Genomic DNA, 22,240 nt, shown 5'->3' with positions numbered 1-22,240 from the left:
AAACTATTTCTTTATGTTCTTAACGATTGAAACATTGCAGGCTATCTGCCGTACCTTCCTGCATTCTATCTGGCAGGGCATGATCGCTGCAGCCCTTGCGGGGATCATACTTTGGGCCACCCGCCGCTCTTCTGCGCGGACACGTTATAACCTGCTGGGATCTCTTTTATTGTTAACACTCCTTGCAACCTGCATTACTTTCTATACAGAACTACGTCCTACTGCAGCCGCCATTGCAGATATTACGGGTACTGATATAGTTGCTGCATCTGTTGTACTCCCCTCCTATCCCGGAGAACAGGTTATAAATTATATAAATACGCATGCTGATTGGCTCATGCTGATATGGGCTGTGATCTTCCTGTTAAAATGTTTCAGATTAGCAGGTGGTTTCTATCATATCTACCGGATCAGAAGGGTCCATGTTCAGCCTGTTCCGGCAGCCTGGGAGGATACGCTTAAAAGATTATCCCATTCACTGAAGATCCGGAAAGCAGTTCAACTGTTAGAATCCGGTATTGCAAAAACGCCGCTCACTATTGGTTTCTTTAAACCTGTTATCTTCCTCCCACTGGGGTTATTAGCCCAATTGCCTGCGGACCAGTTGGAAACGATCTTGTTGCATGAACTGGCGCATATCCGCAGGAGGGATTACTTTTTGAATGTGTTGCAAAATTTTGCAGAAATCATCTTCTTCTTTAACCCGGCATTCTTATGGATCTCCGCACGTTTGCGGGAAGAAAGGGAAGCCTGTTGTGATGATATTGTTGTGGCGCATACCCCACACAAAGCCACGTACGTTCAGGCACTGGTAGCTTTTGAAGAACAGGCTGCTTTGGGTTCATCCCTGCAGATCGGGCTTGGCAGTACGCGGAATCATTTATTACACCGTGTGAAACGTATGCTTACACGCGAAAATAAAAAACTAAACCTCATGGAAAAAATCTCACTGACCTTTGGCCTGATAGCTATTACCGCCTTTAGCTTCATGCCGGAGAAAGAAATTGTAAAACCTGCTCCGGTTAATCCGCATTCTGTTGAATCATCAGCGTATTGTGCTCCCCCACAGGTAGATACCATAGCTGCTAATAAGGACAAATGGGTTTCCAAACCGGCGCGTTCAAAAGACAAATGGACTACTTCTAAAAAGGCAAAGACAGACAAAAAGACTACTGCTGAAAAGGCAAAGGAAGATAAATGGGTTTCCAAATCTGTAGACAAATGGGCTACTGCTGAAAAAGCAACGGAAGATAAATGGGCTACCGCTACAGACACGGTTCAATTCCCTAAACCATCTCACAAAAAGAAATTGTCAGCATCTGCAGGTACCGTTCAATTTCCAGAACCTGTATTGAAAAAGAAAAAACACACCACTACAGATACCGTTCAATTTCCAAAACCCAGGTTAAAAAAGGAAAAAATATCAGCACAAATTGTAACGGAAGAAAATAACCTGACCACCTATAAACAATTGCTGGAAGCAGATTCAGAAAGGGGAATTGAAAAAATGAAAGTGTTTGCCATGACAGGCAAGAAGGGTCCAGGTAAACCTTCCACCAAAAAATCCCAATCTCCTCTAAAGCCGGCAGATAAAGATATTAAAAAGAAGAGCGAAGCAACCCAGCAACAAGGTTCAAAATTCTTCGACGAGTATTTACCTGAAAGCTTACGCCAGAAAAAAGCATCGCCGTCAGGAAAAGATAATTGTTAATTCATTTGATTGATATAATATGAAGCAGGCCCGTTTTATAACGGGCCTTTATTTTAATCTTTGCACAATACTGCTGCAGATCAGCATCATTACCAGCCATTCTGCAAATGCCACGGTTATCAGATGCTGTACACCATAATGCTGCACTACTAATCCCATCATATAATTCACCAACATGTTACCAGTTAGTGCAATAACGAGTACAAAACTGAAAGCGGTACCGGATTGTGTGCTGTAACGTTCTCCCACAAACCCCAGCATAATGGGGAAGCCCCCCGCGAGCCCTGCGCCCAATAATATCAGACCGGCTGCGGATATGGGGAAAGTTGTCCCAGAGCGCAACAACAGTATCCCCGCCGGCATAAGCAACAAAGAGAGCAGTAACATGTTCTGCGGAGAAACAGTGCGAAAAACGCTACCAGTGAGCAAGCGCATGACGGTCATTCCTGCTATGTATAAAGAAAGCGCATATAAGGCACTGCTTTCTTCCATGTGATCTCCTGCTGTTAAATAAGTGGTGGCCCAGTTATGAATGATGGTTTCAAAGCTGCTCTGGCAGAAAAGAAAAAAACCGATCAGTACGAGTGTGAGATCAGCAAACATCTTTCTGCCGTTAGCTAATGGAAAGCCCTTTTGTTGTTTGGCAGGTGGAAAACTAATGCAGGCATACAGGAATGCCATAACGAGGATAAACCACCCTATTGCAGAAACTATTTCACTCCAAACATAATGATCCTTTAAGGCTGCCAGTACCTGCGGCATGCCCAATGCACCAATCCCAAATGAAACTCCCAGCAGGCTGAGCGACGCTCCTTTGCCACGTGTGCTGATATCTGCCACTACTGCATTGGTTGCTCCATTGATCACTCCACCTGATAATCCAAAAATAAAGATGCAACCCTTCAGGAGTTCAATACCAGATGCATGAGCTATGCCCTGAAAACTTACACACAAACCAAAGCATCCCAATATCAACATCAGTTTGTAGCCATACCTGTCGCTGATGGGGCCAAATAATAATGATCCGGTAAGCAATCCAATGGGTATGATAGAAAAAAGTGTACCGGCTGCAACTCCATCCAGGCTGAACTTTAACCGAAGGTCCATCACTACAGCTCCTAATGTGACCAACGTTATGCCGAATAACAACAAACCCAAACAGGCTGACCAGAATACGAGGTGTTTATTGTACATACTTTTACAGATTAACCGCCAATACAGCCATAACGTATACCAGATTAGACAAACAAATAATTCCCTTCCGTTACTATGGGCCATAAAAAAGCCGCTCCGAAGGAACGGAGCGGCTTCATTAAACAGGGTTTCCAATGTTAGTAACCCGGGAACTGGACCAGTTTTTTATTCCGGTCGATCTCACTTTGAGGGATGGGGTAGAAATAATATTTAGCATTCCAGGCGGCTCTGGTGAACACCACTGTTCTTTTATGGAACGCAGGATCTGAGAGGGAAGTTCCGGCTTCTATATTCATGCCGTGAAACGGACCACCCTGGTGTGATGCCGCATCATTTGCTATTTTCCAGCGACGTACATCCCAGTAACGATGTCCTTCAAACATCAGTTCTATCTGTCTTTCCAGGCGGATCTGTTGTCTCATTTCTTCCTGGGTGCCACCTGCCAATGCTGTAAGGCCAGAGCGTTCGCGTACCAGGTTCAGATAAGTAAGGATATTGGCATCACCGGGGCTGTATTCATTCAGTGCTTCTGCATAATTCAGATAGATCTCTGCCAGGCGGATCATCATAGCGGGGCGCGCAGTGGATTTATTGTTCCTGAAATCTGTATTGGGATGGAGGTTCTTTCTTGCGGTATATCCTGTGGTGGGCCAGTCCCTTGCAGAACCACCCTTACCACTGTTACCTGAAAAATAGAACTCCACTCTTGTTTGTCCGGAAGTGGCTATTACAGGAATTGTGGCGCCATTAAAGGTTACATTCACATAGAACCTTGGCTCACGGCCTACATACATATTGTAGGTACCTGCTACATAGAAATTGTTTCCTGTTGCGGTATATCCAACTTCTGTATAACTGCTGGTATTGTCTGTAATGGCTTTACCATCTGCCATGCGAAAAACATCTACTGATTCCTGCGGGATGGCAATACCGTTCCATGCATTTCCGTTGGAGGCGCGGGGAGAGCAGTGACGTTCCCATTGGCCGTTTGCTGTATTAGACCTCATCCAGATACCTTCTTTTCCATATCCTTCAAAGAAGAGATTGCGATAAGAAAGGAATCCCGCCTGAAAAGGATTAGCATCTACTACTTTGAATAATTGAAAACGGTTGGTTTGGATCACCGCCAAAGCAGCATCAGCTGCAGCTTTCCAACGCTCCTTATCATATGTTTGGTTAAATAGTGCTGTACCATCCTGGTTCTTAAAAGCCGCCATTTCAGTATTGCCGTTAAACAAAGGGCTGGCATGGAATAACAGTATTTGTGATTTCACAGCGGCGATCACGGATTTATTGATACGGCCGGTTTGTGTGTTATCTACTTCTGCCGCGTTGCCCGGATTCATGTGTTGCACCGGCACATCTACATTAGCTTTATCCATTTCCTCCAATACGTAAGCCACACATTCATCCCAGGTGCTTCTTGGGATCTGAAAATCTGCACTGGCTTCTGCAGACTTTTCTCCCATTAGTACAACAGGGCCGTATTGCTTCATCATCAACCAATAATAGTAGGCCCTTAAAAAACGTGCTTCTGCTTTATACTGTTTTAATAACTGCACGCCGTTGGGCTGATCCTGTATTTCCTTGTTCTGGTCTGCATTCTCCAGAAAAATACCACAGAGGCGGATGGTTTGGTAGTAAGGATTCCAGGTATTGGGACTGGCATTGTCCGGCGTAATAGCACCTGAGTTAATTCCTGGTTGTACCCATGCATAATCCAACTCATCACATTGTCCACTCCAACCGTTGGCATATGGCTGGTCCCACATATCAGGCAATGAATTATAACAACGGGCCAGCCATTGTTCGGTCATGCTCCTATTGGTGAAGATATCTTTCATCGTGGTGATGTTATCCGGCACCGTATCCAGGAATCCCTTTTTGCATCCTGCTGCCAAAAGCAGGCCCACCATGAGTATTGTAAATATATTTTTGTTGATCATTGTACGCGGTTTTAAAGGAAGTTGAAACGAATTCCAAAATTGTAGGCAGAGAGCTGCGGGTAGCGATAACCTCTGCCTTCTGTTAATTCAGGGTCCCATATTTTCCAGGGAGAAAAAGTAAGCACGTTAGTGGCCTGCAAATATACCCTTAAGTTCTTCACTCCAAACCGTTGCAAGCTTCTCACGCCAAAGTTGTATCCGATCATCACTTCCTTGAGCCGGATATAATCTGCTCTTTTTACCCACCAGGTACTTTCATAATAATTGGTGGTATTATCCTGGCGGGTGGACATACGCGGATAGAATGGACGAGGGTTTGGATTATCCGGCGTCCATCTGTCCAGGGCCTGTGTATATAGATTACCAATGGTGGGACCTTCGTAGAATGGATTGGTACCATGCCCTGCGGAATACATAAAATCTACCATGGCTGCTCCCTGCCAGAACATGAAGAGATCAAAACGTTTAATGCCGGCGCTCAGGTTGAGGCCATATAAAATACGGGGCACGTCTCCATAACCGATAGCTTTTGTATCAAAGCTGTTGATCAGGCCATCTCCGTTAAGGTCTTCATATTTAATATCACCGGGGCGAACATCACCTGCTTGTGTTGGAGAGCGAAGGATCTCTGCAGAATCAGCGAACAGACCCAATGCTACATAACCGAAACGTTGACTGATGGTATGCCCGGTACGGTTCAGCCATGGATACTGCCATGGTGGTAATCCGTCTGCTATGGCCAGGTTTTTATTATAGTTGAAGTTACCACGGAAGCCGATGCGGTAATCCTTATTGAATTCATGGTTGTATTCCAGTGTAATATCTATTCCTTTATTAGCAGCAATACCTACATTACCATAGGGCAGGTTAGCTGCAGTATAACCAGAAGAATATGGAACATCCAGCTGGCGGAGGAGGATACCGGTACGATGTTCTTTAAAGAGGTCTACGATCAACGACAACCTGTCTTTCAATACTTTTATTTCAATACCAAGGTTCTGGCGTTTACCTGTTTCCCAGCTTACTTCAGAACCGGCCAAACCTTCTTCATATCCATTATAAGATACCTGGCTGCCGGGATTTCCGAAGGTAAATCCACCGGCAGTATTGATCCTTGTCAGGAACAGGAAGCGGTTGCCGGTATTGCTATTACCTGTTAATCCGTAAGTGTAACGGAATTTCAGGTAAGAGATCGCATTTTTATAAGGATCAAAAAATGCCTCATTGGATACTACCCAGCCTACGCCGAAGGATGGGAAGAAACCGTAACGCCTTTTGGGCGTAAAGTTCTCCGCACCATTATAGCCAAAGTTCCCTTCCACAAAATACCGGTTACCATAACCATAAGTGGCCCTGCCGCTAAAGCCCCTGATCCGGAAAGGAATAGATGCAACCAGGTCTGTAGCATCTCCATTGATATAATCAGACTGATTGAATAATGCCAATGCAGAGACTTCATGTTTACCAAAAGTATTGGAATAATTAAGCGCTGTTTCTGTATAGAAACTTCTGTTACCTCCTCTTGAGCCTTCGTATCCCAGTACATTGGAACCTGGTTCTACGATCCGTGTTATGAGGCTTGAATCAGGATTTCTTCCTTCAGCGAAATAGGTTTGAACACCCCTTTTCCGGTTCAGGTTATTCCAGCTATAGCTGTCGAACGCGAACATAGTGGTGAAGTTTAATCCTTTCACCAAAAAATCCAGGTTCTGTTTTAAACGGATATTGGAGCGGACGGAGTTACGGTATTCCGTTGCGTAACCGCTCTGAGTAAGATCACGTAAGGGGCTGGGGAAACCACCATTGTCAATTTCCGGCCATAAGCCATTTGAATATCTCGGAGGGATCATATGTGGCGGCACCTGTGCTGCCAGGTTAAAAAGTCCATTTGTAGCGATACCGGGGTAATTACTATTGATGATATATCCGTTTACACCCAATTCGATCTTAGTAGTTTTAGTTACATTGACGTCTACATTTGTGGTGAAATTAAAACGATCCAGTTTGATGGAAGAATTATAGGACTGTATCTTATCGCGTTTCAGCATGCCTGTTTCTGAATAATAACCCGCGCTGATATAGTATGTAGCAAATTCAGATCCGCCTCTTACATTCAACAGGGCTTTCCTGTTAAGCGCCCATTTATTGAATACGATATCGAACCAATCCACATTAGGATAAAGATCCGGATCTTCTCCTGTTTCATGTTTTTTGATCGTTTCTTCTGTATACAGTGGTGTACGGCCACGCATTTGCAAACCTTCATTGTACATACGCATAAAATTAGGCGCATCTACAAATTTCGGTAGTTGTGTAAAACGTGTGGCGGCCTGATTCAGTTCAAAGTTGATACTGGGTTTGCCGATCTTGCCTGCTTTTGTATTAACGATAATTACACCGTTAGCACCACGTGTACCATATACAGCAGTGGCGGAAGCATCTTTGAGGATGGTGAATGTTTCAATGTCTTCCGGATCAATATCATTTATATTACGTCCCGGCACACCATCTACAATCACCAATGGTCCCTGTGGGCTGGAAGCATAAGTAGAAATACCACGGATATAAATATCCGCACCATCATATCCCGGCTCTCCACTTCTTTGAACAGAAACAATACCAGCCAGCCGGCCACCCAATGCATTCATTAAACTCCTGCCAGGCAGTTTAAGCTCAGAAGGCTTGATGGTGGACTGTGCACCTACCAGACTTACTTTCTTTTGTACACCAAAACCTACTACTACCACTTCATTCAGGCCACCTTCTTTTGGTTCTAATATTACATTCAGGTCCATGCGGTTCCTTACACTGATCCGCTGGGATTCATAACCGATAAATGAAAACTCCAGTGTGTCCGTAGGCTCTACCTCAATGCTGTAAAAGCCCTCCACGTTTGTGGTAGTACCGGTTTGTGTACCTGGAACCCTGATGTTCACACCAATAATGATACCGCCGATCTTATCCCTGACAGTACCGGATACTTTCATTTTAACGAAGTCCTTTTTCACCTCTGCCGGTACTTTTTTTTCGACCTCTGGTGCAATAATATATTGCTCGTCGCTGATCTTGTTCACTACCAGGTGATAAGGTTTCAGCGCAGCCTCTATAGAGGCGATGATCTTTTCATTATTTTCCTGCAATACCTGCTCGGGCAATAACACATCTTTGGTGTATTTCTCATTGTGAACGATCCTCAGTTTATACTTCCGGTAAACTGTTTCCAGTACATTTTTAAGTGGGATCATTCGCCCTGATCTATGCGTATCCTGAAATACTACGGGTCCTGTACTGGCGAATGATTGCTGTGCCTGCAAATCGGCTGTTACTACCTGCAGGAGCAGGCATAGGCCGGCCACTCTCAGGCATAGCCTTAGAGATCCAAATTTCATAACGTTTAAATTTTGGTTAGGTTTGAGGAACTATAAAGAAATGAATTCCGGTTTTCGGTTACTTTGGTTGAATAGTTAATGAATTTCCCTTTCTTGTAACATTGGCATTTAACATAGCAGTCAAGATCTTTACTAAGGAGGTCTCATCTGATATTTTAATGTATCCGCTAATAGCATTTCCCTCAAATACGGCAGGGTGTATAACGGTTACATCAAGTCCATAATTACTTTTGATCATGTCTTTTAACTCGGTCAAGGTCGTATTGTCAAACTGATAATCTCCATCTTTCCAGGCGCCGTATAGTTGTGCGTTCACTTTATCCTTCTTCAATCCGGTTGTTGTTATCGTCACACGTTCATTGGGTAACACCAGCATTTCCTGGCCCTGCGTTGTTGTTTTAACTTTACCGCTGTTTACGATGATGGCTTTTTCATGTACCGTGAATGAAGTACCCAGTACTGCGACTTCCATATTGGAAGCATGTACGAGAAAAGGCGCTTCTTCTTTTGCCACATCAAAGAAAGCGGTACCGGTAACCCAGATCTCCCGGTCACTCTTTCCGAATGAGGGACGATAAGATAAGGTACCGCCGGCTTTCAGCCATACTGTGGTACCATCCGGCAAAACCGTTGATTGCAGTGTGGTTGTTTGTGCCAGCTGCATTTCGGGGGCGGAAGGCCGTCCGATGCTAAAATATACAGCAAGACCACCAGCGAGTACCAATACAGCTACCATGGCAGCATACTTCAGCCATTTCATCCGTTTTACTTTCGTGCGCTCTTTCAGCTGGCGTGATACATCTTCCCATGCTGCCGCAGTATCAACCTCCAATGTATTTGCCTTTTGCTGATCAAGGATATCCTTGACCTTGAAATAGAGGTCCCTGTTCTCTTCAGAGGCCAGTAACCAATTTTCAACTAACGTTACTTCTTCCCCGGTGGCGTTGCCATCTATTACGTTTACCAGCAGGTTATAATCTATTTCTTGCATCATTTCAATATATAGACGATCAATGATTGTTTTCTACGTACAGGAATCTAAAAAAAGTTTAAAACAGGATACTAAGCAGGTAATTGAGCTTTTTGATCATGCTGCGGAGTTGTCTGATACCTTTGTATAACTGTGTTTCCACGGTCCGGGAAGAGATTCCCATGGCATCGGAGATTTCAACGGTCTTAAGCCCTTGCTGGTAACGGAGTTTAACAATTTCACGGCATTTGGGGGGTAATTGCTCTATAGCATTCCAGACATTCGTACTTTCTTCTTCCAGCATACTTTTATTCCCGGTATCAGGGTGAAAGTAGATCAATTCATCCTGGAGGATCTTAGCTTCATTCACATATTTCCGGTGTACTTCCAGGTGTTTAAAATAGTCCTGGCATTTATTATGCACACTGCGGAACAGGTAACTGCGGGCATTAAGGGGTATCTTATTATGGGTTTGAATAAATACGTCCTGCACAAGGTCTTCTGCAGTTTGCAGGTCTACAAACTTACAGGCATAACCTACCAGCGCTACATAATATTTATGAAATATCTGTGCGGTATCCAGGGGGTCCATGTCTTCACCATGAGGGTCCTGCTGCATCATGTGGATTCTGGTTTATTAGGGTAATGAGCGTATCTGAAACGTGGCACCTGTCTATTATTGTTCACTGTATTATGATCGTAAAGCTATCTATTTACCAAGATAATACTATGCGTATTTTATCCCAAAATAATACTATATTAATGAAAAAAGACTGTCTTTTTGAACAGTCTTTTCACTTGGCAAGAGGGTGGCATTGCCGGCAAAATAAGCATTAGAGATCAGAATACTCCGTTGGGCGGATAAACAACTGCTCATTCTTAGATACATTGTTCTTGTAGGATTCAACGGCGGACAGTTTTTTCCAGTCCGGATCCGCTGAAAATGCTTTCCAATGGGCATCCCTGTCTGCCTTGTCTTTAAAGGTGGTCATGTACATCAGGTTGGGCATTTTACTGCCGGCCAGTACTTCTCCGCAAAACACGGTATTGAAATTGAGCTTACGGAAGATGCCAAATTCATCGCCGTCATTGAACATCTTTATTTTATTCACCGCATACTTTTCAGTAGGGCTTTCATAACTGCGTAATTCATATACCCGCTCACTTTTGGGGCTGGTTACAGTGGATGCTGTAAGTACCGGCATACCCTTGAAGGCTAGCAGCAAGATATTTTCGATGCGTGCATATGGTTTATTGTCGTGGGGAGCATCCAGGTAATCCTTTCCGGCACTGGCATGAGTTGCATCTTTTGCCAGTAAGGCAGGCAGGTTTTCAAACTGGGTGAGCGTTTTGAAGGGAACCAGCACATAAATACGCAGATCTGCCGTATCCTGTGCAATGGGCTTAAATACCCCTACCTGTTTAATACCTGCACGGTGCAGGGCAGGTAAATAAGCTTTGTTCAGGTAGTTTTCCACCATTTCCACCTGGGCATCTGTTTTCAGGTGATAGACCCTGATCTGATAATACTCCTGTGCTGGTGGCTTTTCTCCGGCAAATACTGACAAGCTGCAAAAAATGAACAGCAGAAAAGATAAGGTGGAATTTTTCATGTATTGCTAATTATTTAGACACAAAATATAAAAAAATAATGGTGAATGCTTAGCTACCCGGCAATGGGTATATTCCTTTGCTTAACGCTAAATTATTGAACATATAAATGATTTTTTGGTAGTTTAGGCGCCAGAAACAGACCACTATTATGTCGAATGCACCTGTAGTTTTATTAGAACAACCCAATAACCGCGGCACCATCACAGCCGTGGTTGAGCAAGATGACCGAACCGCTTATTTTTATCTGTATCCTTCTGACGTATTAGGTGGCCGTTACAATATGCGTCCATGCTGGCTTCGCAATTTATTACCTGCCCCTGCTGACAAAGATGTGGAGGGCATGAAGAATGGTATGGCACCTTTGCTGGAAGCCCGTTTTTGTAATCATCCGGAAGGAAAGGCACCGCTTGAGAAGGAATCACTGGCCATTATGTGGTCTGAAGAAGATGACGGAGCAGCTGTTTTCTATGAAGGCCAGCCACTGGGTATCATTCCCGGCTGGAGTTTATCCTCAGACCGGCCGGTGGGTTATGCGGCGGACTGTATTGGTTCCGAGGCAGAAAGCATTTTATTCCCTTTTGGAAAACCGGAATCCAATGTATTACATCAACGGATAGCTCGCAGTGCTGCTTTCTGGGAGAAGTGGGGGGATGAGGAGAACAATCCCTGGATACCGATCCAGCAGGAATTCCTCAACGCTTACGAGGAACAATTTGGAAAGATGCTGCAGTACTATGCTATAGACGAACAGAAATGGCCACCCATGGCATTGGCCAGGTTTGAAAAAGACGACCTCGTTTATTTTATATCGCTGGGGGTAAGTATCCGCCCGATGCCCTGGGTAGAGTTATTATATAATGACCAGGCACCGGGGTTCAGGAGAATGGAGCTGGGAATAGCGGTGGATAAAAAAGATTTTACAGAAAGTGAGATCATGACCATGGCACAAGGGCTTTCCGGTATTGCGGATAATCCATGGCGGCACCTCAGCTGGTTAGGCGAAGGGCATACGATCAGCTCCCAGGCGGTGCCTGCTTCCTTTGAAAGCTTCATTCTTTCTTCTGCTTTATACAATGGGCCTGCTATTAACCTGCCGCAAATGGAAGGGGATAAAGTGAATTTATATTGGGCCAGCCCTATTACAAAAGCAGAACGCGAATTTGCACACAGCAAAGCAAATGGCGGGTATGATCTGCTGGAGAAAATGATCCAGAGCGGGATCACCCATGTGGTAAAGAAACGGTAAACAATAAAGAGTAACATTATAAGAAAGAGGGCAACCATTCCGGTTGCCCTCTTCGCTTTTATTGGTATGCTCCGATACTGATCTTCCCATTTACGATACGTGGATTACCTTCAATATCCAGTGTACCATGCTTTTCTGCAGCAATAACAAATCCTGTATTCTTAGCAGGAGATGCAGCCAGTATCCGCAGATCAGGTAGGGTGAGATCAGTGATCAGCGGGTCGGAACCAGTTATTGAGTTGGCGTCAATACCTGTTGCTGCTTTCCATGCGGCAAAATCCGTATAGGGTGTGCCGTTAGTTGTATTCCAGATCCAGCCGGGTGTGCTGGCGGTAAAGTATAAGTTGTTATCTATGATATTGCCGCTACCGGTGTTGGTGTATTTATGTACGAACAGATCAGCGGGGCCACCATATACCAGGTTATTGCGGATCACATTATCAAAGCAGTTTTCCGTCAGTCTTATTTCTCCTTCAATTTCATCATAAGCCCCCAGTACCCTGTTGTTCTTATACAGTGTGTTGTTCACTACATAACAATTCCGGGTACCGCCACCTGTATAACCCAAATAACCACCCAGGTATATGCCCACCCTGAAATTATTATACACCAGATTGTTTCGTACAATACAATCGCTGGTAGGGAATGCATCATTCTCACTAACGATACCGATGCCGCGGTCTGTATCATGTACCCTGTTCCTTTCCACAATAATGCTGCGTGCGCCATCTATATAAATGCCGATTGCGCCGTAACTGTGAATACCACCAATGGGACCGGTCCTCATATTGATATTGTACAGGTGATTTTCGGTGATGAGGCCATTGCGGGCGTAATTGTAGGCAGGCACTGTGTTTGCTGCATATCCGCCAGCTGCATCGATTCCGATGTTCTCTGCATTGTAAATGGTATTTTTCCGGATCACAAAGCCATCTACATAACCATTGATAGTGAGGTTTTCGCTATAACCGGTGTTGCAATCATGGATCTCATTCTCTTCCACGAGAATGTTTTTCATGGGTGTGGCGGTGTTACCGATGATCTCAATAGCATGGCCGCTTCTGCCATCTTCCGGATTAACGTTGTGTTCAATATTATAGACCTTGTTCTTCCGTATGATAATATTGCTGGATCCCTGATCTGCCACGATGCCGTTGATATTAACCCAGGGTGTGCTGCTTTTGTAATTGCACACTTCAAACCCTTCAAAAACAACATAACTGGCATTGCGGATAGTAACGAGTGCTTCTTTCCCTGTGATAGAAAGGCCGGTGCCATCGATGATGGCCCTCTCTCCTGCAAACGCTTTCAGGGTGATCAGTTTTTCCAGCCGGCCGGATTTAGGGAACACAACTTTCTCATAATAAGTGCCCCCTTTTACGATCACGGTATCTCCGGGAATAGCTTTTCCCAATGCGGTATTGATACTGCGTAAAGGGGCAGTTGTTGTACCGGGATTTGCATCGTTCCCTGTTAATGCCACATAAAAGGAATTCTGACGAGGTGGTTCCTGTGTGCCGGAGGGACTATTCTTCTTGCTACAGGCGGAACTTGTAACTCCAACCAGTAATAAAATCGTTAGTAATATTCGCATGGTGTTATTCTGAAACTATTTTTCTAACCCTGTTGTTGTTTTTGTCCAGCACGTAAACGGTGCCGTTCTTATCAATGGCTACACCACCGGGTGCACTGAATGCAGCAGATTCTCCAATGGCATCTGAATAACCTGCGGAGCCACTTCCGGCATAAGTAGATACCATCCAGGTATTAGCTGCAATGAAGCGGATACTTTGATCAGGGCTGTTTACATCCCCTCCCCCTGTTCCATTTCCGGCAACGAAAATATTACCGGCTGCATCTACTTCCAGCCCCCAGGGGTTGGAGAATTTAGCGGTGGCACCTGTACCATTCTGGTAACCAGCCACTCCTTTCTGCCCTGCAATGATAGTAGGTGCCCAAGTTCCTTTCGTGAATTTCGTAATGGTGTGCTCTCCGTTGCCAGACAAATACAGGTTACCATCTTTATCAAAATCAAAACCGGCAGGCCATACAAGATCTCCAATGATCTTTTCTCCTGTGTTTTGTGCGGTTACTTTATAAATGGCGCCCGGATTGCCACAATTAGCATAGTAAGGCAGGTTGGTAGATCTGTCTACTGCCACAGACCAGGGTTCTGCTGCAGCCCAGCACCATGTGGTGGCTGTTCCGTCTGGTGTGATCTTCCGGATATCCCAGTTGATAGGATCTACGCTGAATACATTTCCGTCTTTATCTACGGCCACATCATATGGGTAGATGAATTTTGCAGCAATACCTTTGCCATCTGCGTAACCGCTGGTGTTGGGATCTCCGCAGAACAGTGTTACTTTTCCGGTGCTGTCTATTTTACGGATGCAGTGATTGCCGGGATCTGCCACATACACATTGAGGTCGTTATCTACTGTTATACCCTGACTTCTGTACCAGGGTTCTCCTTTGAAATTAAACTGTACTTCATCTCCTTTACCATTGGCATAACCTGCTGTGCCGTTTCCTGCCAGTGTGGTAACAGTTCTGGTGAATACATAATTGAAATCCGCGGTACTGGATACAACGTCTTTCCCGATCTTCACTATCACTTTTCCTGATCCGCATTTTTTAGGTACTACGGCCATGATCTGTTTGGTGTTGGTACCAACGATGGCTAATTTATTGCCGTTGATGGTGATCTCCAGTTGTGAAGTATCACCTGTAAAATTAACGCCGGTGATGAGGATAGATGTTCCGCCACCGCCTTGCAGGGGTACGAAACTCTCTACAGACATTGGTGCGCCATCTATGTGGGCGTTTTTGTCATCCTTGGTACAACCGGTGATAAGCGCGGCGGCGAATATGATATATCTTACTAAAGGCTTGATCATTTCCAAAAATTAAATTGTCAATAATTTGATTACCATCCCGGATTCTGCACCAATGCCCTGTCTCTTTCAATATCTCCCAGGTGAATAGGGAAGAGATACATTTTATTATCCCAGAACCTTTGCTGAAAGAGTTTGCGTTTGTAGAAATCTGTAAAAGAGAAACCCATGCCGTTATCGTTGGCATTTACATCTAAACCGTAGATGGCGGTATATTTAGCCTGACCGAGTAATAACCTGCGCACCAATGTATAATAGCGATCGCTTTCAAAGCAAAGTTCTACCTGGCGTTCCCTTAAAATATGTTCGCGCATTTTGATGGTGTTCCCTACAGCATCCGGGTAAACGGCTTCAATTCCCGGAATACCTGCGCGTGTTCTGATCATGTTCAGGTATTTCACGATATCTGCATTGTTCGGATCGTATTCATTTAATGCTTCTACATAATCCAGCAGGATCTCTGCGTAACGGATGAGGATGTAGGGGCCGTGGAAGGATACGTTATCCTGGCGGATATTACTGTTGGGGCTGATCCTTTTCAATGGTAAATAACCGGTGATGTTGTTACTACCTGAGGATTTCTGACCGGATTTACCATTGTAGTAGAACTCTACGCGGCCGGTACCATCTATGTTATTATCAGAAGAGAAATAATTTTTATCATCTACTGTTTGTGCGGGTACTACAGGCCTTGCGTTGTACATGATGTTAGCGTAGAACCTTGGTTCGCGGTTGGCATACATGTTCCACTCTCCTTTCCTGTGGCCACCCCAGGTGGCAGTACTGTTTGCTGGTGCAAAACCAGTTTCCACATAAGTGGAAGCGGGATCATCGATAGTTCGGCCGTTGATCATGGAGAAAGCATCTACCAGGTTCTGTGTGGCATTGTACATGTTATAAGCACCGGGACCGGGAGAGGCGCATTTCGTCCAGCCCCAACGGTTCCAGCCCACATTGGCGAAGATGATCTCATCGTTCCAGTTGGTTAAGTGTACATCCCTTACAGATTCGTATGGATTGAAAACGGTGCCGCCATTGTCCAGGTTGGTGAATAATTTATACTGTGCGGAATCTATTAGTCTCCTTGCGGCATCGGCTGCTGTTTTCCATCTGTTCACATCTGCGGTGGCAGGGGCCAGCGCAGTACCATCCAGGTTTTTGAAACCAGCGAAGTTAGGATTGCCATTCCAGAGAGGGCTGGCACCCAGTATGGCGGCTTTTACTTTTACTGCCATACAGGAACCTTTTGTAGGTCTGCCCAGGTTACTGGAACTGGACCATGCGGATGGGAGGCCTTGCATAGCCTGGTCCATCAACTGGTTGATGTATGTTACGCAGGTATCGAAGGGGGCACGGGGGAATTTGTTAAAATCTTCGTCCTGATTAAAAAGCCCGGTTACTTTTACATATGGGCCATATTGTTTCAACAGCATCCAGTAAAAATATCCGCGCAGGAAGAGATTCTCTGCTTTGTATTGTGCTTTCAGGTCGCTGCTTAATTGTACTGCGGGTACTTTATCAATGTTCTGTTCAAAGATAAAAGACTTTCTCAGTGCAGAATAGTATCCGCTCCAATTGTAAAAATAGCCGCTGGAAACACTCCAGTTACCGCCTACCATTTGTCTTACATTCACGGTACCGATAGAAACAGAACTTTCGTCTGCGGCACCCATGGTGGCATAATCTCCGCCATCTGTATTATATATGGTGGAATAAATATTATTCAGATAAGCTTCTGCATTTGCCCTTGTTTGCCAGATCTGATCTTCCGTTAAAAGATTATCCGGTTTTTTATCCAGGTATTTACTACAAGAGAGCAATATGCCGGCACAAAACAGTAACAGGTATTTATGCTTATTCATATGATGATCTTTACTCTTAATTAGAAATTAGCTCTTAATCCCACGGTAGCTGTTTTTGCAAAAGGATATTTTGCGCCATTGCTACCTAATTCAGGATCCCATATTTTGAACTTTGAAATGGTGAGCAGGTTGGTACCGGCAACATAAACCTGCAAACTGCTGATCCCTTTCTTCTGCATAGCAGGTGTAATGATATTGTAGCTCAGGGTAGCCTGTTTCAAACGCATGAAGCTGCCATCTTTTAACCACCGGGTGCTGTTCTGGTAATTATTATCGCTGCTGTTAGTAATAGTCAGGCGGGGATAATAAGCGTCCTGGCGGGGATTATCTTTCGTCCAGCGATCAGTAACATTATTGATAATGTTTGCAGGATACTGACCAATACCTGTAAAAGGCACCACTCCCACACCAGGTGCAGTACCATCAAACAGATTGGTTTCTGAACCGTTTGCCATGATCCATACATCTTCAATTCCTGCAAAGATCACAGACAGTTCAAATTTCTTTACACCCAGGTTGAGGCCAAATCCGTAAGACCAGGTGGGGAAAGAATTTTTTCCCAGATAGGACTGGTCATTGCTATTAATTTCGCCATCACCATTCAGGTCTTCGTATTTAATATCTCCGGGAAAAACAGGTCTAAGTTGTTTGGGGCTTTTATCTACATCATTCTGATCTATGAAGAGGCCAAGGTCTTTATAACCATAATATTCACGATCAGGATGGCCTTCCCGTTGCTGGTAAGCGTATAACATAACAGGATTATCAGCAAAGAGGATCTTGTTCTTTGCATAAGTGATGTTACCAAAAACACGCAGGCTGATATCTTTACTGATCTGATCAGTATATTCCAGGCTGGCATCAAAACCTTTGTTCTGCATTTCGCCCATATTGGCGAATATTACATTACTGCCATAACCGCCAATGGATGAAATGGAATTTCGTTGAATAAGGATATCCTTTCTTTCATCTTTGAATACATCAAAGTTGATGTTTAATTTATTCCAGAGGCTTACATCCAATCCAATGTTGGTCTTAACAGATGTTTCCCATGTCAGGTTTTCCGTACCTATTACATTAGCAGCAATCCCACCATAACTTCTGGGAGAAGATCCAAACTGAATTCCATTTGCTCCATCCACATAGGTCAGGTAACCGAATCGGTTATTATACGCCAAAGCATCATTACCAGTAGTACCAATAGATGCTCTCAGTTTTAACAGTGTGAGGGTATTTGAAATACCTTCCATGAAATTTTCGTTGGAGATCACCCAGCCTGCTGCTACAGCAGGAAATACTCCCCATCTTTTTCCTTTCTCAAAGTTTTCAGAACCGGTAGCGCCCATATTCACTTCTGCGAGGTATTTATCCATGTAACCATATGTTACTCTGGCAGCAGCGCTTTGGTTGCGGAAGGGAATAGCCAATTTCAGACCGTCTGCATTACCGATCAACCGGTTCCTCATAGTACCTACTATCAGTGCGCCGAAATTATGTTTCCCAAAAGTGCGGTCATACGTAACATTTCCTTCCAGGTACATTACTCTTTCCCCACGTGAACTGGAACCATAACCCAGGAAAGAAGAACCTGTTCTCACCTGCTCATAGATCAATTTACCATCTGAACCACGGGAGCCTGCATACCAGAGATCATTATCACCTGTTCTGCTGGTATTGAATTCTCCATATGTATCAAAAGAAAAACGGCCGGTGGCTTTCAGTCCTTTTGTAATACCATCCAGGTTTTGCACGAGTGATAAAACGGATTGTACGGATGGTTTGAATTCAGTGCTGTATCCCCTGTTCTGCACAAGATTGAAGGGGTTGGCACCTCCGTTGTTACGGGGGCCAGCCCACATATTATCCGGATATTGTACCGGGAATGCGATCGGGTTCGTGGAATAGGAATTATACCAGATGAGACTGGCAGGGGAACCGGGATACCTGCTGTTCACCAGCATGGCTGCCAGGTTGAGCGATAAGGTAGTTGTTTTGGTCACGTTCAGATCTACGTTGCTTCTGAAATCGTACCTTTTAAAATTCAGGTTGGGATTGTAATCGTTGATCTTTGATACTTTATATTGTCCATCCTGGTTATAAAAACTCATGGATACATAATAACGCATAGATTCTCCACCACCGCTTACATTTACGTTAGCATTGGTCATGGATGCCCAGTCTTTATAGATACGGTCTATCCAGTTTACGTTTGGGTATAAATAGGGGTCCAGTCCGCTGGCAGTTTTGGCGATCTGTTCATCAGAATAAATAGGTGTTTCTCCTGCATTTTCGCGGGCTTCATTATATAACTTCATGTAAGTAACACCATCCAGCATTTCCGGCATACGGGTTAAACCGTTGAAGCCGGTTTCTACTTTGGCCGCAATTCTGGGTTTTCCGGCTACGCCTCTTTTGGTAGTGATGATCAGTACACCGTTTGCTCCTTTTGCACCATACACTGCTGTGGCAGATGCATCTTTTAGCAGGGAAATACTTTGTACATCTTCCGGATCAATATTATTAAAAGCTCCGCCATAGGTACTGTTTACATCTTCTCTTTGCACACCATCCACAATGATCAGGGGGGAAGTACTTCCGGTAAAAGTTCCGATACCGCGGATAGTGAATTGCGGATTGTCGTACCCGGGTTCTCCACCAGCATTCTGCATGGAAATTACGCCGGCTACTTTTCCGGCCAGTGCGTTAGTAAGAGAACGAACGGGAGTTTGCATGTCTGCCATATTCACAGAGGATACAGAACCGGTAACCGTTACTTTCTTTTGTTTTCCGAAACCTACTACCACCAGTTCATTGAGGTCGTCTACTTTGGCGGTGAGGGTTACTTTCAACGTTTTCTGCCCGGTCATTTTTAATTCTTCCGGTTTCATCCCCAACATAGCTACGCGCAATACTTCGTTGGGAGCAGCGTCTATGGTAAATACACCCAGCGCATCCGTGATCACTCCTCTGACTGTACCATTTACAGAAACAGTAGCGCCAGGAATGGGGTTACCTTCCGGGTCCATTACCTGGCCTTTTACTGTTTGGGTTTTCTTTTCATCCTGTGCGATGTTGGGTTTGGCTGGCGTTGTTTCCGGCGCCTTCCTGTCCAGCACAATACGGTTACTGCGTAACTGGTAAATGATGCCTTTGTTCTTCAATACAAAGTCCAGCACTTCCTGTAAGGCAGTATTTCTGAAATTCATGTTCAATTTCTCACCATCGTCCAGCAGCTGATTGTTGTACACCAGCGTAAAGCCGGTTTGTTTTTTAATGGCCCGGAACACCTGCAACAGGGACATATTGTTGCCTGATACGGTAACCGGGGATTGAAGCGACTTCACCTGTGCTTCTGTAGCGTGGAATAAGGAAAAAAAGATGCAGCTAAGCGCAAGGGTGCGTAATGCCCTTCGCGTAGCCTGCCGGCAATCGCGCATACATTTTCTCATGTAGGAAAATCGTTTAAATAGTTTATACGATGGTGTCAGCAATAATTCAAACTAACTACACCTGCTTTCCCAAAATGGGTGACAGCGGTATAAAAAAATTTCGGGGGAATAAGGTTACTTAAGGAGGATAGTTTGTTGCTCGAAATGAAAATCCGCATTGGCGGTGGTTTTCAGGTCTGTCAGGAATTCAGAGAGTTTGGCTCTTTCCATGACGCCGGTGACAGTTAAACCGGCAAATTTATCGTTATCAGGCATAAATTTTACGCCGTAGAACCGGGAGGCGATCACGGTAAGTTCTGCCAGCGGCATTTTATGATAATAGTACACACCATTTATCCAGGAGAGTACTTCTTCTTCATCGAACTCGTTCGCGGACCAGGTTTTACCGGAAGCTAATATCCCCTGCATGCCTGGTTTCAATGCCAATTGTTGACTATTATGGTTTTGCAGGATCACACTTCCTTCTACCAGCGAGGTTTTTTCCTGTGTGGCATTATAGGTGTTCACATTAAAGGAAGTACCTAATACGGTTACATTGGAGAGAGGTAAATGCACTACAAAAGGATGCGCTGCATCTTTGGCCACTTTAAAGTAAGCTTCTCCATCTACATATACATCGCGGGTGGCTTTGCCGAACTGGAAAGGGAAACGTAATCTCGTGGATGCGTTGAGGCGTACTTCGGTACCATCCGATAAAATGAGCTTATAGGTTTCTCCCGGTGGTACCAGCAGTGTGTTTTCCGTGGTATCCAGGGAATTGTAAGCCAGTGTTCCATTTCCGGCATTCAATACGGCATTGTTGAGTTGGATGGTTTTTGCAGCACTGTCCTGATTGAGGGTAACAGATTGCCCATTGGCCATTACAAGGCTGATGGTCTGTTTATTCTTTTCCACCTGCCCTGCAAATTCAGCGATGCTGATCTCTTTGGCGGGGAACATAAAATAAGTGCCGGTGGATAATAATATTAATACTGCAGCGGCGGCGGACATGATCCTCAGCCTGCGGGTGCGTGTTCTTTTAGATTTAAGCTGTTGCAGTGCTACTTCAGGATCCAGGTCCTTTATGTAATCTGATGCATGGATAGAGCGGTCCTGTTCTTCCAATGCCTTCCAGGTATCACGGAAACCGGCATCCTCTGCCAGCATGGTTTTCACATGGATTTCCTCTTCCGGGGAAAGATGCCCCGAAAGCTTTTGTATGTATAACTGAAATATTTTTTCCTGTGTTTCCAATTGGGTGAACAAGTTAATACTTTTTACTATTTACTGCGAACCGCAGTAGTTTCAATCCTCTTTTCAGATGCGTCTTAAAAGAATTAATGCTGATACCCATTTCCTCGGCTGCTTCCTGATATCGTTTTCCCTGGATGTATACCATTTGAATGGCCATCTTTTTCTGGCCGGAAATATTATTGAGGGAAGTGTGCAATTGTTTATAATAATCCGGCGCAACATCAGGCAGTGCCTGGCAGGTTTCATCCTGAAGGTTTGAAAATGCTTCCTGGTGTTCGTAACGGAGTTTTTGTTTTTTAATATAGTTGAGGCAACGGTTCTTCACGGCGGTATGCAGATAACCTTTCACATCTCCGTCAAACTGGAGATACAATTTCTTATCCCATATGTCCATGAAGAAAGTCTGGATCAGGTCTTTTGCTTCCTGTTCATTCTGAAGGAACCAGTAGGCGTTCACACAAAGCATTTTATAATACTTTACGAATAAAGCATCAAATGCAGTCAGGTCTCCCTCTTTTAACTGTTCTACCAATAGTGTGTCTGGAGAATGATTCATTCTATCCTATTTCCCTGGTTGATACTTGCTTATCGTGGCGAATTATGCTGGTTGATCGAAGAGTAAGATAGAAAATACTTTTTATTTCCAAGGGGAATTAAAATTAAACACCGGGCCACAAATAGGCTATTTTTTGCGTTAAAAAGACTACGGCTGTATAATTTAACGTTTCT

The 22,240-nt window shown here is 44.4% G+C and carries 14 protein-coding genes; 2 read left to right on the top strand and 12 right to left on the bottom strand.

Annotated elements, in window-relative coordinates:
* Positions 1-13 precede the first annotated feature (13 nt).
* Positions 14-1,711 carry a M56 family metallopeptidase gene (locus tag GFS24_RS24405; protein ID WP_153664220.1) on the top strand — a complete coding sequence of 566 codons (1,698 nt, stop codon included), beginning with the start codon at positions 14-16 and terminating at the stop codon, positions 1,709-1,711.
* A gap of 48 nt (positions 1,712-1,759) precedes the next feature.
* Here GFS24_RS24405 and GFS24_RS24400 read toward each other — a convergent pair whose 3' ends face one another.
* From GFS24_RS24400 to GFS24_RS24375, 6 genes are all read right to left on the bottom strand, one after another.
* Positions 1,760-2,905 carry a sugar MFS transporter gene (locus GFS24_RS24400; RefSeq protein WP_153664218.1) on the bottom strand — a complete coding sequence of 382 codons (1,146 nt, stop codon included), beginning with the start codon at positions 2,903-2,905 and terminating at the stop codon, positions 1,760-1,762.
* A gap of 137 nt (positions 2,906-3,042) precedes the next feature.
* Positions 3,043-4,851: a RagB/SusD family nutrient uptake outer membrane protein gene (locus GFS24_RS24395; protein ID WP_153664216.1), complete on the bottom strand. Its 1,809-nt coding sequence runs from the start codon at positions 4,849-4,851 to the stop codon at positions 3,043-3,045.
* Between the two features lie 11 nt (positions 4,852-4,862).
* A complete protein-coding gene (locus tag GFS24_RS24390) occupies positions 4,863-8,240 on the bottom strand; it encodes a TonB-dependent receptor (RefSeq protein ID WP_153664214.1) in 3,378 nt (1,125 codons plus the stop codon).
* A 58-nt stretch (positions 8,241-8,298) separates the two neighbouring features.
* Positions 8,299-9,234 (bottom strand): FecR family protein, encoded by a 936-nt coding sequence (locus GFS24_RS24385; protein WP_153664212.1) that lies wholly within the window; start codon positions 9,232-9,234, stop codon positions 8,299-8,301.
* Between the two features lie 55 nt (positions 9,235-9,289).
* Entirely contained in the window at positions 9,290-9,832 is a 543-nt protein-coding gene (locus GFS24_RS24380) for a sigma-70 family RNA polymerase sigma factor (protein ID WP_153664210.1), read from the bottom strand.
* A gap of 211 nt (positions 9,833-10,043) precedes the next feature.
* A complete protein-coding gene (locus tag GFS24_RS24375) occupies positions 10,044-10,823 on the bottom strand; it encodes an NIPSNAP family protein (RefSeq protein WP_153664208.1) in 780 nt (259 codons plus the stop codon).
* A gap of 149 nt (positions 10,824-10,972) precedes the next feature.
* Here GFS24_RS24375 and GFS24_RS24370 point away from each other — a divergent pair, with 149 nt between their 5' ends.
* Positions 10,973-12,070, top strand: coding sequence for a suppressor of fused domain protein (locus tag GFS24_RS24370; RefSeq protein ID WP_153664206.1), 1,098 nt, complete (start codon positions 10,973-10,975; stop codon positions 12,068-12,070).
* Positions 12,071-12,128: 58 nt separating this feature from the next.
* Here the strand turns inward: GFS24_RS24370 and GFS24_RS24365 are convergent, their stop codons facing one another.
* The 6 genes from GFS24_RS24365 to GFS24_RS24340 form a co-directional block, all read right to left on the bottom strand.
* The gene (locus tag GFS24_RS24365; protein ID WP_153664204.1) at positions 12,129-13,664 is read right to left on the bottom strand and encodes a DUF1565 domain-containing protein; all 1,536 of its coding nucleotides are present in this window, start codon (positions 13,662-13,664) and stop codon (positions 12,129-12,131) included.
* A 4-nt stretch (positions 13,665-13,668) separates the two neighbouring features.
* Positions 13,669-14,970, bottom strand: a complete 1,302-nt coding sequence (locus GFS24_RS24360; RefSeq protein WP_153664202.1) for an IPT/TIG domain-containing protein — start codon at positions 14,968-14,970, stop codon at positions 13,669-13,671.
* A 29-nt stretch (positions 14,971-14,999) separates the two neighbouring features.
* The gene (locus GFS24_RS24355; protein WP_153664200.1) at positions 15,000-16,829 is read right to left on the bottom strand and encodes a RagB/SusD family nutrient uptake outer membrane protein; all 1,830 of its coding nucleotides are present in this window, start codon (positions 16,827-16,829) and stop codon (positions 15,000-15,002) included.
* A 20-nt stretch (positions 16,830-16,849) separates the two neighbouring features.
* Entirely contained in the window at positions 16,850-20,278 is a 3,429-nt protein-coding gene (locus tag GFS24_RS24350) for a TonB-dependent receptor (protein WP_153664198.1), read from the bottom strand.
* A 114-nt stretch (positions 20,279-20,392) separates the two neighbouring features.
* Positions 20,393-21,523 carry a FecR domain-containing protein gene (locus tag GFS24_RS24345; protein ID WP_153664196.1) on the bottom strand — a complete coding sequence of 377 codons (1,131 nt, stop codon included), beginning with the start codon at positions 21,521-21,523 and terminating at the stop codon, positions 20,393-20,395.
* A 1-nt stretch (position 21,524) separates the two neighbouring features.
* A complete protein-coding gene (locus GFS24_RS24340; protein ID WP_153664194.1) occupies positions 21,525-22,067 on the bottom strand; it encodes an RNA polymerase sigma factor in 543 nt (180 codons plus the stop codon).
* Positions 22,068-22,240: the final 173 nt, after the last annotated feature.

The sequence above is a fragment of the Chitinophaga sp. SYP-B3965 genome (assembly GCF_009647655.1).
Classification (GTDB): Bacteria; Bacteroidota; Bacteroidia; order Chitinophagales; family Chitinophagaceae; genus Chitinophaga.
This window is presented reverse-complemented; position numbering and strand designations above follow the sequence as displayed.